Genomic DNA, 16,966 nt, shown 5'->3' on the forward strand with positions numbered 1-16,966 from the left:
CTGGGGATTTGCGGTGGGGCGACCAATCTCGCCTCCACCGCAACCGCCAAACCCTCATCCCCGGCACGGCTATTGCACTACCGCTGGCAACACACCGTTTTTATGACGGTCAGCCACGCGAGAGAGCACGATGCCCCAGGCCGCCCACTTTTCCCGAGCCCCCGATCCGCAGGGGCGTACCCCGATCGAGCAGGAAAGTCGAGAGGGGCTTGAGCAGGCGTTCGCCCTGTTCAACCAGATGTCCACCCAGCTCACCCAGTCCTACAGCATGCTCGAAGCCCGGGTCAGCGAGCTCAAGGGCGAGCTGGCGGTGGTCAGTGCTCAGCGCATGGCTGAACTGGCGGAGAAAGAGCGCCTGGCCAACCGTCTGCAGAACTTGCTGGACCTGCTCCCAGGCGGGGTGATCGTGATCGACGGTCACGGCTTGGTTCGCGAGGCCAATCCAGCCGCCTGCGATTTGCTCGGCGAGCCGCTGGTCGGCCAACTGTGGCGTCAGGTGATCGCCCGCAGTTTCGCTCCGCGCAAGGACGATGGTCACGAAGTCTCGTTGCGCGACGGTCGCCGCCTGTCCATCGCTACCCGCTCGCTGGATGCCGAACCCGGCCAGTTGGTGTTGCTCAACGACCTGACCGAAACCCGTCGTCTGCAAGACCAATTGGCGCGCCATGAGCGCCTGTCGTCGCTGGGGCGCATGGTTGCCTCGCTGGCCCATCAGATTCGCACCCCGCTGTCCGCGGCTATGCTCTATGCCAGCCATCTGGCTGACGACCTGCAGACCCTTGCCCCGCAAACCCGCCAGCGCTTCGCCGCCCACCTCAAGGAGCGTTTGCACGAACTGGAGCACCAGGTGCGCGATATGCTGGTATTCGCCCGTGGCGAGTTGCCGCTGAGCGACCGGGTAACGCCCAAGGCACTGTTCCAGGCCCTGCAGCAGGCGGCCCAGGTGCACGTCCAGGGCCAGGCCGTACGCTGGCAGTGCGACAGCCACCTGGGTGAGTTGCTGTGCAACCGCGATACCTTGGTCGGTGCCTTGCTCAACCTGATCGAGAACGCCATTCAGGCCAGTGCCGAGCCCGCCCGGCTGAAAGTGCACCTGTACCGCCGCGAGCAGACCCTGCACCTGTGCATCAGCGACGCCGGCTGCGGTGTCGCCCCCGACCTGCTGGAGCGCCTGGGTGAGCCGTTCCTGACCACCAAATCTACCGGGACCGGCCTCGGCCTGGCCGTGGTCAAGGCGGTGGCGCGCGCCCATCAGGGGCGGGTCGAGCTGCGCTCCAAGGTCGGTCGTGGCACCTGCGTGAAGGTGTTGTTGCCGCTGATCGTCACGGAGGCCAAGTGATGGAGATCAACGTCCTGCTGGTCGAGGACGACCGCGTGCTGCGCCAGGCCCTGGGTGACACCCTGGAGATCGGCGGCTTTGCCTATCATGCCGTGGGCAGCGCCGAGGAAGCGTTGCAGGCGGTGCGGGCCGAACCGTTCAGTCTGGTGGTCAGCGATGTGAACATGCCCGGCATGGACGGCCATCAGTTGCTGGCCCAGCTGCGTCGCTTGCAGCCGCAGTTGCCGGTGCTGTTGATGACCGCCCATGCGGCAGTCGAGCGGGCTGTCGAGGCCATGCGCCAGGGCGCGGTGGATTATCTGGTCAAACCGTTCGAACCCAAGGCACTGTTGAGCCTGGTACAGCGTCATGCCGGCGCTGCTGGCCTGGCCGAAGAAGAGGGGCCGGTGGCCTGTGAGCCGGCCAGTCGGCAGTTGCTGGATCTGGCAGCGCGCGTGGCGCGCAGCGACTCCACCGTACTGGTGTCCGGTGAATCGGGTACGGGCAAGGAGGTGCTGGCGCGCTTCATTCATCAGCAATCGCCCCGGTCGAGCCAGCCTTTTGTCGCCATCAACTGCGCGGCCATCCCCGACAACATGCTCGAGGCCACGCTATTCGGCCATGAGAAAGGTGCCTTCACCGGTGCCATCGCTGCCCAGGCGGGCAAATTCGAGCAAGCTGAGGGCGGTACGCTGCTGCTCGATGAGATTTCCGAGATGCCCCTGGGGCTGCAGGCCAAGCTGCTGCGGGTGTTGCAAGAGCGCGAAGTGGAACGGGTGGGCGGGCGCAAGCCGATCCCGCTCGATATCCGCGTACTGGCCACCACCAACCGCGACCTCGCCGGCGAAGTCGCTGCCGGGCGCTTCCGTGAAGACCTGTACTATCGCCTGTCGGTGTTTCCCCTGGCCTGGCAGCCGCTGCGCGAGCGCACCGGCGATATCCTGCCGCTGGCCGAGCGCCTACTGGCGCGCCACGTGGCCAAGATGAAGCATGCGCCGGTGCGTCTGTCCGCCGACGCCCGTGCCTGCCTGCAGGGATATGCCTGGCCGGGCAATGTGCGTGAGCTGGACAACGCCTTGCAGCGTGCGCTGATCCTCCAGCAGGGCGGCGTCATCGAAGCGGCGGATTTCTGTCTGGCTGGCGCCATTCCCTTGTCGGCGGGGCGCCCGCCTGCCACTTCACAAGCTGCAGTGGAGCCGGTCGAGGCCCAAGGCGATCTCGGCGGCGACATGCGTCGCCACGAATTCCAGATGATCATCGACACCCTGCGCGCCGAGCGCGGTCGCCGCAAGGAGGCTGCCGAGCGGCTCGGGATCAGTCCGCGCACCCTGCGCTACAAGCTCGCCCAGATGCGTGACGCGGGTCTGGACGTGGAAGCCAGCCTCTACGGCTAAACCAATTAAGCGATCAAACGGCGGGCTGGCACTCTTGTTGCTAGTTCCAGGCTATCCGCCGCATGCGTGTCAAAAAAATGCGGCCGCCGGAGAGAGAAGTTCATGAGCCAAGGTGTTGAATTCAATCGTCTGATGTTGGACATGCGCGCCATGCAGGCCGATGCCATGTCGCTGCCAAAAGCCACTGCCGCTCCTGAGTTGGCAGAAGGTCAGAGCAGCTTCGCCGACTTGCTCGGCCAGGCGATCGGCAAAGTCGACGCCACCCAACAGGCCTCGACTCAGCTGGCCAACGCCTTTGAAATCGGCAAGAGCGGCGTCGACCTGACCGACGTGATGATCGCCTCGCAAAAGGCCAGCGTATCCATGCAGGCATTGACCCAGGTGCGCAACAAGCTGGTCCAGGCGTACCAGGACATCATGCAGATGCCGGTTTGAGGACGGAAGTAAGTCATGGCTGAAGCAGTCGTCGATAACGCCCCCGCCAAGAGCGGCCCACCAGCGTCGAAGCCGCCGCTGTTCGGCATGGCGTTCCTGGAAAACATCTCGCAGATGCCCATGCTGCGTCAGATCGGCCTCATGGTCGGGCTGGCCGCCAGCGTGGCGATCGGCTTTGCCGTGGTGCTCTGGTCGCAACAGCCGGATTACCGTCCGCTGTACGGCAGCCTGGCGGGCATGGACACCAAGCAGGTCATGGACACTTTGGCGGCGGCCGACATTCCGTACAACGTGGAACCCAACTCCGGCGCACTGCTGGTCAAGGCCGACGACCTCTCCCGGGCGCGCCTGAAACTGGCGGCCGCTGGCGTGGCGCCAAGCGATGGCAACATCGGCTTCGAGATTCTCGACAAGGACCAAGGCCTGGGCACCAGCCAGTTCATGGAAGCCACTCGCTACCGTCGTGGCCTGGAAGGCGAGCTGGCGCGTACCGTCGCCAGCCTCAACAACGTCAAGGCCGCGCGCGTACACCTGGCCATTCCGAAAAGCTCGGTGTTCGTGCGAGACGAGCGCAAGCCCAGCGCTTCGGTCCTGGTCGAGCTGTACCCAGGCCGCGCCTTGGACGCTGGCCAGGTTATGGCCATCGTCAACCTGGTGGCCACCAGTGTGCCGGAACTGGACAAATCCCAGGTGACCGTAGTCGATCAGAAGGGCAACCTGCTCTCCGATCAGCTGCAGGACAACGCCCTGACCATGGCTGGCAAGCAGTTCGACTACAGCCGGCGCATGGAAAGCATGCTCACCCAACGGGTGCACAACATCCTGCAGCCGGTGCTGGGCAACGATCGCTACAAGGCCGAAGTGTCCGCCGACCTCGACTTCAGTGCAGTCGAATCGACCTCCGAACAGTTCAACCCGGACCAGCCGGCGCTGCGCAGCGAGCAGTCGGTCAATGAACAGCGCTCCAGCAGCCAGGGCCCGCAGGGCGTACCGGGCGCGTTGAGCAACCAGCCGCCGGCTGGAGCCTCTGCGCCTGAGAACGCCACTGCTGGGGCGCCGGCCGCCGGCGCCATTCAGCCAGGCCAGCCGCTGGTGGACGCCAACGGTCAGCAGATCATGGATCCGGCCACCGGTCAGCCGATGCTGGCGCCGTACCCGGCCGACAAGCGTGTGCAGACCACCAAGAACTTCGAACTCGACCGTTCCATCAGCCATACCCGTCAACAGCAAGGTCGCCTGACCCGGCTGTCGGTAGCGGTGGTGGTCGATGATCAGGTCAAGGTCGATGCCAACGGCGAGAGCACCCGGACCCCATGGGGCGCCGAAGATTTGGCGCGCTTCACCCGCCTGGTTCAGGATGCGGTGGGCTTCGATGCCAGCCGTGGCGACAGCGTGACGGTGATCAACGTGCCGTTCTCCGCCGACCGAGGCGAAGTGCTGGCCGATATTCCGTTCTACTCGCAGCCGTGGTTCTGGGACATCGTCAAGCAGGTGCTGGGCGTCGTGTTCATCCTGGTACTGGTGTTCGGCGTGCTGCGACCGGTACTTAACAACATCACTGGCGGCGGCAAGCAGGCTGCCACGGACAGCGACATGGAGCTGGGCGGCATGATCGGTATGGATGGCGAACTGGCCAACGACCGCGTCAGCCTGGGTGGCCCGACAAGCATTCTGTTGCCAAGCCCGAACGAGGGTTACGAGGCGCAGCTCAACGCAATCAAGGGCCTCGTGGCCGAAGACCCGGGCCGCGTGGCCCAGGTCGTGAAAGAGTGGATCAACGCCGATGAGTGACAACCGAGCCGTTACCGCCAAGCTGAGCCGCGTCGACAAGGCGGCCATCCTGCTGCTCTCGCTGGGCGAGACCGACGCTGCGCAGGTGCTGCGCCACATGGGCCCCAAGGAAGTGCAGCGGGTCGGCGTGGCCATGGCGCAAATGGGCAACGTGCACCGCGAACAGGTCGAGCAGGTGATGAGCGAGTTCGTCGATATCGTCGGCGACCAGACCAGCCTGGGCGTGGGCTCCGACGGCTACATCCGCAAGATGCTCAACCAGGCCCTGGGTGAGGACAAGGCCAACGGCCTGATCGACCGCATCCTGCTCGGCGGCAACACCAGCGGCCTGGACAGCCTCAAGTGGATGGAGCCGCGTGCCGTGGCCGACGTCATCCGCTACGAGCACCCGCAGATCCAGGCCATCGTGGTCGCCTACCTCGACCCGGACCAGGCCGGTGAAGTGCTGAGCAACTTCGATCATAAAGTGCGCCTGGACATCATCCTGCGCGTGTCGTCGCTCAACACCGTGCAGCCTGCGGCGCTCAAGGAACTGAACCTGATCCTCGAGAAGCAGTTCTCGGGCAACTCCAATGCCGCTCGCACCACCTTGGGCGGTATCAAGCGTGCCGCCGACATCATGAACTTCCTCGACAGCTCGGTCGAAGGGGCATTGATGGACTCGATCCGCGAGATCGACAACGACCTGTCGGAGCAGATCGAAGACCTGATGTTCGTCTTCAACAACCTGGCCGATGTCGACGACCGTGGCATCCAGGCGCTGCTGCGCGAGGTGTCCTCGGACGTGCTGGTGGTGTCGCTCAAGGGCGCCGACGAGCGGGTCAAGGACAAGATCTTCAAGAACATGTCCAAGCGTGCCTCGGAACTGCTGCGCGACGACCTCGAGGCCAAGGGCCCGGTGCGCGTCAGCGACGTCGAGACCGCGCAGAAGGAAATCCTCACCATTGCCCGCCGCATGGCCGACGCCGGCGAGATCGTGCTGGGTGGCAAGGGTGCCGAGGAAATGATCTGATTTTCGCAGGCAGCTTTGGATCCTGTGGCAACGGGCCTGCCCGTGAAGCAGGCACCGCGGTGAATGGCACCGGCTTTGCCGGTGTTCGCGGGCGAGCCCGCTCCCACACAGGCTGCATTGGCAGTTGTTGAGTACCTGAAAACATGCCTACCAAAGAATCCCATCCCAGCGATCTGATCCGCGCCGGCGACCTCGAAGGCGTCGACGTCTGGGCCCTGCCCAGCTTCGACCCAGAGCCGGAACCCGAGCCCGAACCCGAGCCGGAACCGGAGATCATCGAGGAGGAAATCGAGGAAGTGCCGCTGGAGGAAGTCCAGCCGCTGACCCTCGAGGAGCTCGAAGCCATTCGCCAGGAAGCCTATAACGAAGGCTTCGCCACCGGCGAACGGGAAGGTTTTCACAGCACCCAGCTCAAGGTTCGCGAGGAAGCCGAAAAGGCCTTGAACGCCAAGCTCGGCAGCCTCGAGCGCCTGATGAACCACCTGCTGGCACCGATCGCCGAGCAGGACACGCAGATCGAGCAGACCCTGGTGCACCTGGTCGCGCACATGACCCGGCAGGTCATCGGCCGCGAGCTGCGCAGCGACTCCAGCCAGATCACCCACGTGCTGCGTGAAGCGTTGAAACTGCTGCCGATGGGGGCCGAGAACATCCGCATCCATCTCAACCCGCAGGATTTCGAGCTGGCCAAGGCCCTGCGCGAACGTCACGAAGAACAGTGGAAGCTGCTCGAAGACGACACCCTGCTGCCAGGTGGCTGCCGTATCGAGACGCTGCACAGCCGGATCGACGCGACCATGGAGACCCGCATCGAGAAAGTCGTCGCGCAGTTGTTCGACCAGCTTCACGATCAGGCCCTGCATCCGGCCAAACCGGACATGCGTATCGACCTGGATGCCGCCGATGCGCCTTGATCGCACCAGCTTCGGCAAGCGCCTGGGCAGCTATGCCGAGGCGGTCAAGCTGCCTGCCCAGCCGGTGGTCGAGGGCCGTCTGCTGCGCATGGTCGGCCTGACCCTCGAAGCCGAAGGCCTGCGCACCGCAGTCGGCAGTCGTTGTCTGGTGATCAACGACGACAGCTACCACCCGGTGCAGGTCGAAGCCGAAGTGATGGGCTTTGCCGGCAGCAAGGTGTTCCTCATGCCGGTCGGCAGCATCGCCGGTATCGCCCCAGGCGCGCGGGTGGTGCCGCTGGATGACAGCGGCCGTCTGCCCATGGGCATGAGCATGTTGGGTCGTGTGCTCGATGGCGCCGGTCGTGCCCTGGATGGCAAAGGCGGGATGAAGGCCGAAGACTGGGTGCCGATGGATGGTCCGGTGATCAACCCGCTCAACCGTGACCCGATCAGCCAGCCGCTGGACGTCGGCATTCGCAGCATCAACGGCCTGCTCACCGTCGGCCGTGGCCAGCGCCTGGGGCTGTTCGCCGGTACCGGTGTGGGCAAGTCGGTTCTGCTGGGCATGATGACCCGCTTCACCGAGGCGGAGATCATCGTCGTTGGCCTGATCGGCGAGCGTGGTCGCGAGGTGAAGGAGTTCATCGAGCACATCCTCGGCGAGGAGGGGCTCAAGCGTTCGGTGGTGGTCGCCTCGCCCGCCGACGACGCGCCGCTGATGCGCTTGCGTGCGGCCATGTACTGCACGCGTATCGCCGAGTACTTCCGCGACAAGGGCAAGAACGTCCTGTTGCTGATGGACTCGCTGACCCGTTTCGCCCAGGCCCAGCGCGAAATCGCCCTGGCCATCGGTGAGCCGCCTGCCACCCGCGGCTATCCGCCGTCGGTGTTCGCCAAGCTGCCCAAGCTGGTCGAGCGTGCCGGTAATGGCGAGGCCGGGGGAGGGTCGATCACCGCTTTCTATACGGTCCTGTCCGAAGGCGACGACCAGCAGGACCCGATCGCCGACTCGGCGCGCGGCGTGCTCGATGGTCACTTCGTGCTGTCGCGGCGCTTGGCCGAGGAAGGCCATTACCCCGCCATCGATATCGAGGCATCGATCAGCCGGGTCATGCCACAGGTGGTCGATGCCGATCACCTGCGCCAGGCGCAGAAATTCAAGCAGTTGTGGGCGCGTTTGTCGCAGAGCCGCGATTTGATCAGCGTCGGCGCCTACGTGGCCGGTGGCGACCCGGAAACCGACTTGGCCATCGCCTTGCAGTCGAAACTGGTCGACTACCTGCGCCAGGGGCTCGACGAGCACGCCGGCATGGAGCAGTGCCGGGCTGAGCTGGGGGCGATCTTCACGCCTCCGGCCGGGCACTGATAGGCCATGGCCACGCACAGCCGTGCCGCGCGTTTGGTGCCGGTGGTGAACATGGCCGAGGAGACCGAGCGCAAGGCCGCTCAGCGGCTGGGGCATTTTCAGCAACTGGTCGCGCAGTCGCAGGCCAAGCTGGCCGAGCTCGAAACGTTTCGCGAGGGGTATCAGGCACAGTGGATCACCCGCGGTGGGCAGGGAGTCGATGGCAGCTGGCTGCTGAACTACCAGCGCTTCCTCGGCCAGCTGGAAACGGCCATGACCCAGCAGCGCCAGAGCCTGCAATGGCATCAGAACAACCTCAACAACGCCCGCGGCACCTGGCAGAAGGCCCATGCGCGGGTCGAAGGCTTGCGCAAGCTGGTGCAGCGCTACCTCGACGAGGCGCGTCGCGCCGAAGACAAGCGCGAGCAGCGCCTGCTCGACGAGCTGTCGCAGCGTTTGCCTCGCCAAAGCCAGTTCTGACAACGGTTTCAGGGCTTGTCCCAGAACGGTTTGCAAGCACCCTCAGTGCCTGCTAAACCTTCAGGACGGGTATCCGCCATCATCGAAGGAATCGCTAGCATGGCCGTCGAAACCGATTTTTCGCAGGATGGGAAAAAGCTGACGATCAGGATCAAGGGCCGCTTCGATTTTGGTCGTCACCAGGAGTTTCGGGACGCCTACGAACGGCAGAATCGCAGACCCGACGTCGTGGTCGTGGATCTGGGTGCCGCCACCTACCTCGACAGCTCCGCGCTGGGCATGTTGCTGTTGCTTCGCGACCATATGGGCGGCGACGACGCGGAGGTGAGCGTGGTGCACGCCAATTCGGACGTGCGCAAGATCCTGGCCATCTCCAATTTCGACAAGCTGTTCGACATCAGTTGAGTGACGCAATGGCCGTCGAGCAGGCGTTGACCGTGCTGGTGGCCGAGGATGGTGCCGCCGATCGCCTGTTGCTGGCACAGATTGTCCGCCGACAGGGGCATGAAGTGCTCACCGCGGAAAATGGCGCGCAGGCCGTGGCGCTGTTCGCCGAAAAGCGTCCGCAACTGGTCCTGCTCGACGCCCTGATGCCGGTGATGGACGGATTCGAAGCGGCGCGGCAGATCAAGGCGCTGGCCGGCGAGGCGCTGGTGCCGATCATTTTCCTGACCTCGTTGAACGAAGAGCAGGCGCTGGTGCGCTGCCTGGAGGCCGGAGGTGACGACTTCATGGCCAAACCCTACAGTGCGGTGATCCTCGGCGCCAAGATCCGCGCCATGAACCGCTTGCGCCGTCTGCAGGCCACGGTGCTCGAACAGCGTGACGAGATCGCCCGGCACCACCATCACCTGCTCGACGAACAGCGGGTGGCCAAGGCGGTGTTCGACAAGGTCGCCCACTCTGGCTGCCTGGGCGCGCCTAATATCCGCTACCTGCAGTCGCCCTACGCGCTGTTCAACGGCGACCTGTTGCTGGCCGCATTCACCCCCTCCGGCAACATGCATGTGCTGCTCGGCGATTTTACCGGCCATGGTCTGCCGGCAGCGGTCGGCGCGATGCCCCTGGCCGAAGTGTTCTACGGCATGACCGCCAAAAGCTACGGACTGGCTCAGACCTTGCGCGAGATGAACGCCAAGCTCAAGCGAATCCTGCCGGTGGACATGTTCTGCTGCGCGGTGCTGCTCAGCCTCAATCCCCAGCGCGGTACACTGGAGGCCTGGAACGGCGGCATGCCGGACGGCTACCGACTGTCTGCCGACGGCGAGGTGCTAGGTGTGCTGCGCTCGCGCCATCTGCCGCTGGGGATCTTGCCAGCCGAGCGTTTCGACGACAGCACCGAGGTACTGCCGATGGCCGCAGGCGAACGCTTGTTGTTGCTGTCCGATGGTGTCGTGGATACCGCCGATGAGCAGGACCGTCTGTTCGGCGTACAGCGCCTGCGCACGGTGTTGGCAGGCAACCGCGACCCGTCGCGGTTGTTCGACGAACTGTTGCAGGCGTTGCAGCGTTTCGGCGGACGTGCCCGGGATGATATCAGCCTGTGCGACATCCGCATGTTCGCCCAGGGCGAGCAAGTGCCGGCACCGACCCTGTACACCGACAGCGGGCGATCCAGTCCGTTGGACTGGTCGTTGGGCCTGGAGCTGCGCGGTGACAGCCTGCGACGTTTCAATCCGGTTCCCTATCTGGTGCAACTCTTGCAGGAGATCCATGCCCTGCGCCGGCATACGGGCACCTTGCACAGTGTGCTGAGCGAGTTGTATACCAATGCCCTCGAGCACGGCGTATTGGGGTTGGATTCGCGGCTCAAGCGGGATGTGCATGGCTTCACCGAATATTACCGGGAGCGGGCCCGGCGCCTGGACGCCCCCCTCGATGGCTTCGTGCGCATCGACCTGCGGGTGGAACCTCAGGCCGAAGGAGGACGTCTGTTGATTGAGGTGCGCGACAGCGGCGCAGGTTTCGATGTCGTGGCTCAGCAGGCAAAGCCGGTCCGTGAACGGCGTCTGAGCGGGCGCGGCCTGAGCCTGGTGCAGGGCCTTGCCAGCTACGCCGAATGGTGCGAGGGCGGGCGCTGTGCCAAGGCGGAGTTGAAATGGTGAGCCACTGCGGTGGCTTGGGTGTGATCCAGCTTGATCAAGGAGTGAGCAAGTGGTTGAGATACATATCGATCAAAAGGTACTGAGCGACCTCAAGGAGGTCATGGAAGACGGCTTCCTGCAGTTGGTGGATACCTTTCTGGAGGACTCCGAGCGACGCCTGAGCCAGTTGCACGAAGCCAAGAGCGCCGAGGAGCTCGGCCTTGCCGCCCATAGCTTCAAGGGCAGCAGCAGCAACATGGGCGCGGTGATCCTGGCTCAGCTGTGCGAGCAGCTGGAAGAGCGCGCACGCCACCCGCCGCTGTATGGCATCGAGGACCTGGTCAGTCGTATCGATCAGGAATACCTGGAGGTTCAGCGCTTCTACCGAGACGAGCGGCAGGGTGTATCGGCTCCCTGACCTGGCGCGAGTCTTGCACATCTTCGTCCAGACGATTTTTTTGATCCTGGCGCGGAGATCCACAAATGCCTGTCGCTTCCAATCCTTTGTTGCAAGCCAGTGTCACCAGCGCCCCCTCCCGAGGGGCTGGCGCGGTGGCCGACAAACCGGCGCAGACAGCGGCAGAGCAGGGCGGCGGCTTCGATCAGGTGATGGCCAGCCAGGGTCGCGACAAGCCTTCGCTGCAGTCCGACAAAGGCGTGCAGAGTAAGCCCAAGGACAAGCCGGAGACCGCCCAGGGCGGCAAGGATGTGACCGCCGATAAACCGGCGGTTGCCGATGACGGCAAAAGTTTGCCAGCCACCGATGACGCCGATACCGCTGCGAGCGATGGCAGCTTGCTTGACGCCAGCCTGGTGGCCGGCCAGGTCACCGATGCGCAGCCTGGCGCGCAACTGATCCAGGCCCAGGCCGAAGCCGTGGCACCGGTCCTGCAGGCGGCGGTTCAGCAACCGGCGGTCGCCGACCAGACGCCTGCGGCTGCGGACGATTTCGATCCGGAGGCCGACCCGCTGGCCAACCTGCCGACCTTGCGCCTGGCTCTTGAGCAGAACGCCCAGGCCAAGGGCGCTACCTCGGCCCATGCTGCACCGGCCGCCGACGGCGCCCAGGGCGACAATAACCAGGCCGCCGTCAATAGCTTGGCGAGCCAGGCCGCCCACGGGCAAGCCGAAGCGGGTCAGTCCGATACGGGTGACAAGGCCTTCGGTGCCTTGCTCGAAGACGGCCTGAAAGATACCAAGAGCGCCAGCAGCGACACCCGGGTCGACGATTTCGCCGACCGTCTGGCCAGCCTGAGCCAGGCTGTCACTGCGAAAACCACCCAGGCTTCGCCAGTGACCGCCAACCCTCTGCAGCAACCCTTGTCGCTGAACCAGAATCCGTGGGCCGAGGGGTTGGTGAACCGGGTGATGTACATGTCCAGCCAGAACCTCAAGTCGGCGGATATCCAATTGGAGCCGGCCGAGCTCGGTCGCCTGGACATCCGTGTCAACCTGGCGGCGGACCAGTCCACCCAGGTGACGTTCATCAGCGGCCACGCTGGCGTGCGTGATGCGCTGGACAGTCAGGTTCATCGTCTGCGCGAGCTGTTCGCCCAGCAGGGGCTGGCGCAGCCAGACGTCAACGTGGCTGACCAGTCGCGCGGACAGCAGCAACAGGCGCAGCAGGAGTCGAACCTGTCCGGTGTCGCGGCGCGACAAGCGCAGACAGGCGAGCGTGACACCGCCGAATTGGCCGAAGTGTCGCGGCCGATGGAGCAGCAGGTGGTCATCGGCGACAGTGCGGTCGATTTCTACGCCTGATTTGCTTTGCCTGTACCGGCCCTTTCGCGGGTAAACCCGCTCCCACAGGTTCTACACAGCCTGTGAAAACTGTGGTGTACCCGCGAAAGGGCCGCTACAGACGAAACTTTCCAATCTGGCATAACACTTGCTCAAGCCACGTCATCCTCCTTGAAACCCCGCTGGACGACGGATTATTGGCATGGCGAAGAGCGACGCAGTGAAAGACCCCGCCACTAAAGGCAAACTCAAGCTGATCCTGCTGATGGTGCTGGCCCTGCTGCTGGCCGTCGGCCTGTCGGTGGGTGCCACCTGGTTCATCATGCACAAGAGCGAATCGGCCCCTGCGGCGGATGCCGCGGCCAGCAACGTCAAGCCGGCGGCGATCTACGAGCCCTTGGCCCCGGCCTTTGTGGTGAACTTCAACCAGAACGGCCGCCAGCGCTACATGCAGGTGAGCATCACTCTGCAGGGTCGCAATCAAGCTGACCTCGATGCGCTGAAAGTGCACATGCCGGTGATCCGCAACAACCTGGTGATGATGTTCTCCGGGCAGGGCTTCGACACCCTGGCCAGCAGCCCAGTGGGCCAGGAGATGTTGCGCCAGAAAGCCACCGCGGTTGTGCAGGAAGTGGCGCAGAAGGAAGTCGGCAAGCCGGTCATCGACCAGCTGCTGTTCACCAATTTCGTATTGCAGTAGGAGCCCGTCATGGCCGTACAGGACCTGCTGTCCCAGGATGAGATCGATGCGCTGCTGCATGGCGTCGACGATGGTCTGGTGCAGACCGAAAGCGTTGCCGAGCCGGGTAGCATCAAGAGCTATGACCTGACCAGCCAGGATCGTATCGTCCGGGGTCGCATGCCGACCCTGGAGATGATCAACGAGCGCTTCGCCCGCTATACCCGCATCAGCATGTTCAACCTGCTGCGTCGCTCCGCCGACGTGGCGGTGGGGGGCGTACAGGTGATGAAGTTCGGTGAGTACGTGCATTCGCTGTACGTGCCGACCAGCCTCAACCTGGTCAAGATCAAACCGTTGCGCGGCACCTCGCTGTTCATCCTCGACGCCAAGCTGGTGTTCAAACTGGTGGACAACTTCTTCGGTGGCGATGGCCGCCACGCCAAGATCGAAGGCCGCGAATTCACCCCGACCGAGTTGCGCGTGGTGCGCATGGTCCTGGACCAGTGCTTCGTCGACCTCAAGGAAGCCTGGCAGGCGATCATGCCGGTCAACTTCGAGTACATGAACTCCGAGGTCAACCCGGCCATGGCCAACATCGTCGGCCCGAGCGAGGCGGTGGTGGTATCGACCTTCCACATCGAACTGGATGGCGGTGGCGGCGATCTGCACGTGACCATGCCGTATTCGATGATCGAGCCGGTGCGCGAGATGCTCGATGCCGGTTTCCAGTCCGACCTGGACGATCAGGACGAGCGTTGGGTCAAGGCCCTGCGCGAGGACGTGCTGGACGTGGCCGTGCCGCTGACCGCCACGGTCGCCCGACGCCAGCTCAAGCTGCGCGACATCCTGCACATGCAGCCCGGTGACGTCATCCCGGTCGAGCTGCCTGAACACCTGGTGTTGCGCGCCAACGGCGTGCCGTCGTTCAAGGCGCGCCTGGGCTCGCACAAGGGCAACCTGGCGCTGCAGATCATCGACCCGATCGAGCGCCGCTGACGGCGTACCGGTCGCTCCCCAAGAATTGAATGCCTGTCGAGGAAATCATGGCTAACGAAAACGAGATCAACTCCCCCGAGGAGCAGGCCCTGGCCGATGAATGGGCTGCGGCCCTGGAAGAAACCGGTGATGCTGGCCAGGCCGACATCGATGCATTGCTCGCCGGTGATGCCGGCCCTGGGCGTCTGCCGATGGAAGAGTTCGCCAGCTCGCCCAAGCCAAGCGACAACGTGAGCCTCGAAGGCCCCAACCTGGACGTGATCCTGGACATTCCGGTGAGCATTTCCATGGAGGTAGGCAGCACCGAGATCAACATCCGCAACCTGTTGCAGCTCAACCAAGGCTCGGTGATCGAGCTCGACCGCCTGGCGGGCGAGCCGCTCGACGTGCTGGTCAACGGCACACTGATCGCCCATGGCGAAGTGGTGGTGGTCAACGAGAAGTTCGGCATCCGCCTGACTGACGTGATCAGCCCAAGCGAACGCATCAAGAAGCTGCGCTGAGTGAAGGGCTCGATGCGGGCCGTGACGGCCCTGGGCGCGCTGCTGGCCAGCGAGATCGCCATCGCCGCCGCCACCCCGACCCCTGCCGTGCCGGCGGCACCTGGCAGCCTGGGCGGCCAGTTGGCGCAAATGGTCTTCGGCCTGCTGCTGGTGGTGGGGCTGATCTTCTTCCTTGCCTGGTTGCTGCGCCGTATGCAAGGCGCGGCGCCCAAGGGCGGCCAGGTGATCGAGATCGTCGGCAGCCGCGCCATCGGCCCGCGTGACCGCTTGCTGCTGGTGCAGGTCGGCAAGGAGCAGATCCTCATCGGCCACAGCCCGGGTAGCATCGAAGCCCTGCATGTCATGGCCGAGCCGGTCGAGGTGCCTGCCAGCGCCCGTCAGGCGGCGCCGGAGTTCGCCCAGCGCTTGCTGGAACTGATGGGCAAGGACCAGAAGGACAAGAAGTGATGAGCCGCGCCTTGCGCATGTTGTTGAGCACCTTGCTGCCACTCGCGCTGCTGTTGGCCGCGCCGTTGGCGTTGGCCGCCGATCCGTTGTCGATCCCGGCGATCACCCTGTCCAATGGCCCGGACGGCCAGCAGGAATACTCGGTCAGCCTGCAGATCCTGCTGATCATGACGGCGCTGAGCTTCATTCCAGCGTTCGTCATCCTGATGACCAGCTTCACCCGCATCATCATCGTGTTCTCGATCCTGCGTCAGGCCCTGGGTCTGCAGCAGACGCCGTCGAACCAGGTGCTGACCGGCATGGCGCTGTTCCTCACGCTGTTCATCATGGCGCCGGTGTTCGACAAGGTGAACCAGAGCGCCCTGCAGCCATACCTGAACGAGCAGATGACCGCCCAGCAGGCGATCGAGACCGCCCAGGGGCCGCTCAAGGACTTCATGCTGGCGCAGACTCGGCAGAGCGACCTTGACCTGTTCATGCGCTTGTCCAAGCGCACCGACATCGCCGGCCCCGACCAGGTGCCGTTGACCATCCTGGTGCCGTCGTTCGTCACCTCCGAACTGAAGACCGCATTCCAGATCGGTTTCATGATCTTCATTCCATTCCTGATCATCGACCTGGTGGTGGCCAGTGTCTTGATGGCCATGGGTATGATGATGCTGTCGCCGTTGATCATCTCGCTGCCGTTCAAGATCATGCTGTTCGTCCTGGTCGATGGCTGGGCGTTGATCATGGGCACCCTGGCCGGCAGTTTCGGCGGCGTCTGACGCCGCCAAGGAGAGCCACGCATGACACCTGAAGTAGCTGTCGACCTGTTCCGAGACGCGCTCTGGCTGACCACCCTGATGGTCGCCATCCTGGTGGTGCCGAGCCTGCTGGTGGGCCTGCTGGTGGCGATGTTCCAGGCTGCCACGCAGATCAACGAACAGACTCTGAGCTTTCTGCCGCGCCTGCTGGTGATGCTGGTGACGCTGATCGTCGCCGGTCCCTGGCTGGTGCAGAAGTTCATGGAGTACATCACCGGTCTGTACACCAGCATTCCGCAGTTGATCGGTTGACCGGGCGATGCTGGAGCTGACCGACGCGCAAATCGGCACCTGGGTCGCCACGTTCCTGCTGCCGCTGTTCCGGGTCACGGCGATGCTGATGACCATGCCCATCTTCGGCACCAAGATGCTGCCCGCGCGCATCCGTCTCTATGTGGCGGTAGCCATCACCGTAGTGATCGTTCCGGCCCTGCCAGCGCTGCCCGAGTTCGATCCGCTCAGCCTGCGCGGCCTGCTGCTGTGCGCCGAGCAGATCATCGTCGGGACTTTGTTCGGCCTGGCTCTGCAGCTGTTGTTCCAGACCTTCGTCATTGCCGGTCAGATCGTCTCCACGCAGATGGGCATGGGCTTCGCCTCGATGGTCGACCCGGCCAACGGTGTCAACGTGGCCGTGGTCAGTCAGTTCATGACCATGCTGATCAGCATCCTGTTGCTGCTGATGAATGGCCACCTGGTGATGTTCGAGATATTGACCGAGAGCTTCACCACACTGCCGGTCGGCAATGCGCTGGTGGTCAGCCATTTCTGGGAGATGGCCGGGCGCATGGGCTGGGTGTTCGGTGCCGGGCTGTTGTTGATTCTGCCAGCGATCACCGCGTTGTTGGTGGTGAACATCGCCTTCGGCGTGATGACCCGTGCCGCGCCGCAGTTGAATATCTTTTCCATCGGCTTCCCCCTGACCCTGGTGTTGGGTATGGGGATCTTCTGGATCGGCCTGGCCGATGTGCTGTCGCATTACCAGGCATTGGCCAGCGAAGCGCTGCAGTGGCTACGTGAGCTGGCGAGGGCGGGCTGAG

At 64.1% G+C, this 16,966-nt stretch carries 19 protein-coding genes; all 19 read left to right on the top strand.

Translation table 11 applies throughout. The annotated features are described in order from the left end of the window. Positions 1-130 precede the first annotated feature (130 nt). The 19 genes from E2H86_RS12915 to fliR all read left to right on the top strand — a co-directional run bounded on the left by E2H86_RS12915 (position 131) and on the right by fliR (position 16,965). Complete coding sequence (locus E2H86_RS12915; RefSeq protein WP_133328323.1) at positions 131-1,339, top strand: sensor histidine kinase; 1,209 nt, start codon at positions 131-133, stop codon at positions 1,337-1,339. Beyond that, the gene (locus E2H86_RS12920; RefSeq protein WP_133328326.1) at positions 1,339-2,712 is read left to right on the top strand and encodes a sigma-54-dependent transcriptional regulator; all 1,374 of its coding nucleotides are present in this window, start codon (positions 1,339-1,341) and stop codon (positions 2,710-2,712) included. The genes E2H86_RS12915 and E2H86_RS12920 overlap by 1 nt, the downstream gene beginning before the upstream one ends. Before the next feature lie 102 nt (positions 2,713-2,814). Continuing rightward, positions 2,815-3,147 (top strand): flagellar hook-basal body complex protein FliE, encoded by a 333-nt coding sequence (gene fliE / locus E2H86_RS12925; protein WP_133328328.1) that lies wholly within the window; start codon positions 2,815-2,817, stop codon positions 3,145-3,147. Between the two features lie 15 nt (positions 3,148-3,162). Further along, positions 3,163-4,938: a flagellar basal-body MS-ring/collar protein FliF gene (gene fliF / locus E2H86_RS12930; protein ID WP_133328330.1), complete on the top strand. Its 1,776-nt coding sequence runs from the start codon at positions 3,163-3,165 to the stop codon at positions 4,936-4,938. Continuing rightward, positions 4,931-5,950 carry a flagellar motor switch protein FliG gene (gene fliG / locus E2H86_RS12935; RefSeq protein WP_133328332.1) on the top strand — a complete coding sequence of 340 codons (1,020 nt, stop codon included), beginning with the start codon at positions 4,931-4,933 and terminating at the stop codon, positions 5,948-5,950. The genes fliF and fliG overlap by 8 nt, the downstream gene beginning before the upstream one ends. 143 nt (positions 5,951-6,093) lie before the next feature. After that, positions 6,094-6,864 (top strand): flagellar assembly protein FliH, encoded by a 771-nt coding sequence (fliH, locus tag E2H86_RS12940; RefSeq protein ID WP_133328334.1) that lies wholly within the window; start codon positions 6,094-6,096, stop codon positions 6,862-6,864. Next, on the top strand, positions 6,854-8,212 hold the full coding sequence (gene fliI, locus E2H86_RS12945) for a flagellar protein export ATPase FliI (RefSeq protein ID WP_133328336.1): 1,359 nt from the start codon (positions 6,854-6,856) through the stop codon (positions 8,210-8,212). The genes fliH and fliI overlap by 11 nt, the downstream gene beginning before the upstream one ends. Before the next feature lie 6 nt (positions 8,213-8,218). Next, positions 8,219-8,671: a flagellar export protein FliJ gene (gene fliJ / locus E2H86_RS12950; RefSeq protein WP_133328338.1), complete on the top strand. Its 453-nt coding sequence runs from the start codon at positions 8,219-8,221 to the stop codon at positions 8,669-8,671. A gap of 99 nt (positions 8,672-8,770) precedes the next feature. After that, positions 8,771-9,076 (top strand): STAS domain-containing protein, encoded by a 306-nt coding sequence (locus E2H86_RS12955; protein ID WP_133328340.1) that lies wholly within the window; start codon positions 8,771-8,773, stop codon positions 9,074-9,076. A gap of 8 nt (positions 9,077-9,084) precedes the next feature. Next, complete coding sequence (locus E2H86_RS12960; RefSeq protein WP_133328342.1) at positions 9,085-10,776, top strand: ATP-binding SpoIIE family protein phosphatase; 1,692 nt, start codon at positions 9,085-9,087, stop codon at positions 10,774-10,776. 49 nt (positions 10,777-10,825) lie between these two features. Continuing rightward, entirely contained in the window at positions 10,826-11,173 is a 348-nt protein-coding gene (locus E2H86_RS12965; protein WP_133328344.1) for an Hpt domain-containing protein, read from the top strand. A gap of 65 nt (positions 11,174-11,238) precedes the next feature. Then, positions 11,239-12,516, top strand: coding sequence for a flagellar hook-length control protein FliK (locus E2H86_RS12970; protein WP_133328346.1), 1,278 nt, complete (start codon positions 11,239-11,241; stop codon positions 12,514-12,516). Positions 12,517-12,697: 181 nt separating this feature from the next. Then, the gene (gene fliL / locus E2H86_RS12975; protein ID WP_133328348.1) at positions 12,698-13,195 is read left to right on the top strand and encodes a flagellar basal body-associated protein FliL; all 498 of its coding nucleotides are present in this window, start codon (positions 12,698-12,700) and stop codon (positions 13,193-13,195) included. 9 nt (positions 13,196-13,204) lie between these two features. After that, the gene (fliM, locus tag E2H86_RS12980; RefSeq protein ID WP_133328350.1) at positions 13,205-14,173 is read left to right on the top strand and encodes a flagellar motor switch protein FliM; all 969 of its coding nucleotides are present in this window, start codon (positions 13,205-13,207) and stop codon (positions 14,171-14,173) included. A 47-nt stretch (positions 14,174-14,220) separates the two neighbouring features. After that, entirely contained in the window at positions 14,221-14,676 is a 456-nt protein-coding gene (fliN, locus tag E2H86_RS12985; RefSeq protein WP_133328352.1) for a flagellar motor switch protein FliN, read from the top strand. Positions 14,677-14,688: 12 nt separating this feature from the next. Next, positions 14,689-15,123: a flagellar biosynthetic protein FliO gene (fliO, locus tag E2H86_RS12990; protein ID WP_133328354.1), complete on the top strand. Its 435-nt coding sequence runs from the start codon at positions 14,689-14,691 to the stop codon at positions 15,121-15,123. Further along, complete coding sequence (gene fliP, locus E2H86_RS12995; RefSeq protein ID WP_133328356.1) at positions 15,123-15,890, top strand: flagellar type III secretion system pore protein FliP; 768 nt, start codon at positions 15,123-15,125, stop codon at positions 15,888-15,890. Before fliO ends, fliP begins: the two co-directional genes overlap by 1 nt. Positions 15,891-15,911: 21 nt before the next feature. Then, the gene (fliQ, locus tag E2H86_RS13000) at positions 15,912-16,181 is read left to right on the top strand and encodes a flagellar biosynthesis protein FliQ (protein ID WP_133328358.1); all 270 of its coding nucleotides are present in this window, start codon (positions 15,912-15,914) and stop codon (positions 16,179-16,181) included. A gap of 7 nt (positions 16,182-16,188) precedes the next feature. Then, positions 16,189-16,965 (top strand): flagellar biosynthetic protein FliR, encoded by a 777-nt coding sequence (gene fliR, locus E2H86_RS13005; protein ID WP_133328360.1) that lies wholly within the window; start codon positions 16,189-16,191, stop codon positions 16,963-16,965. The last annotated feature ends 1 nt before the right edge of the window (position 16,966 follow it).

This window comes from Pseudomonas putida, assembly GCF_004357765.1.
Lineage (GTDB): Bacteria > Pseudomonadota > Gammaproteobacteria > Pseudomonadales > Pseudomonadaceae > Aquipseudomonas > Aquipseudomonas putida_U.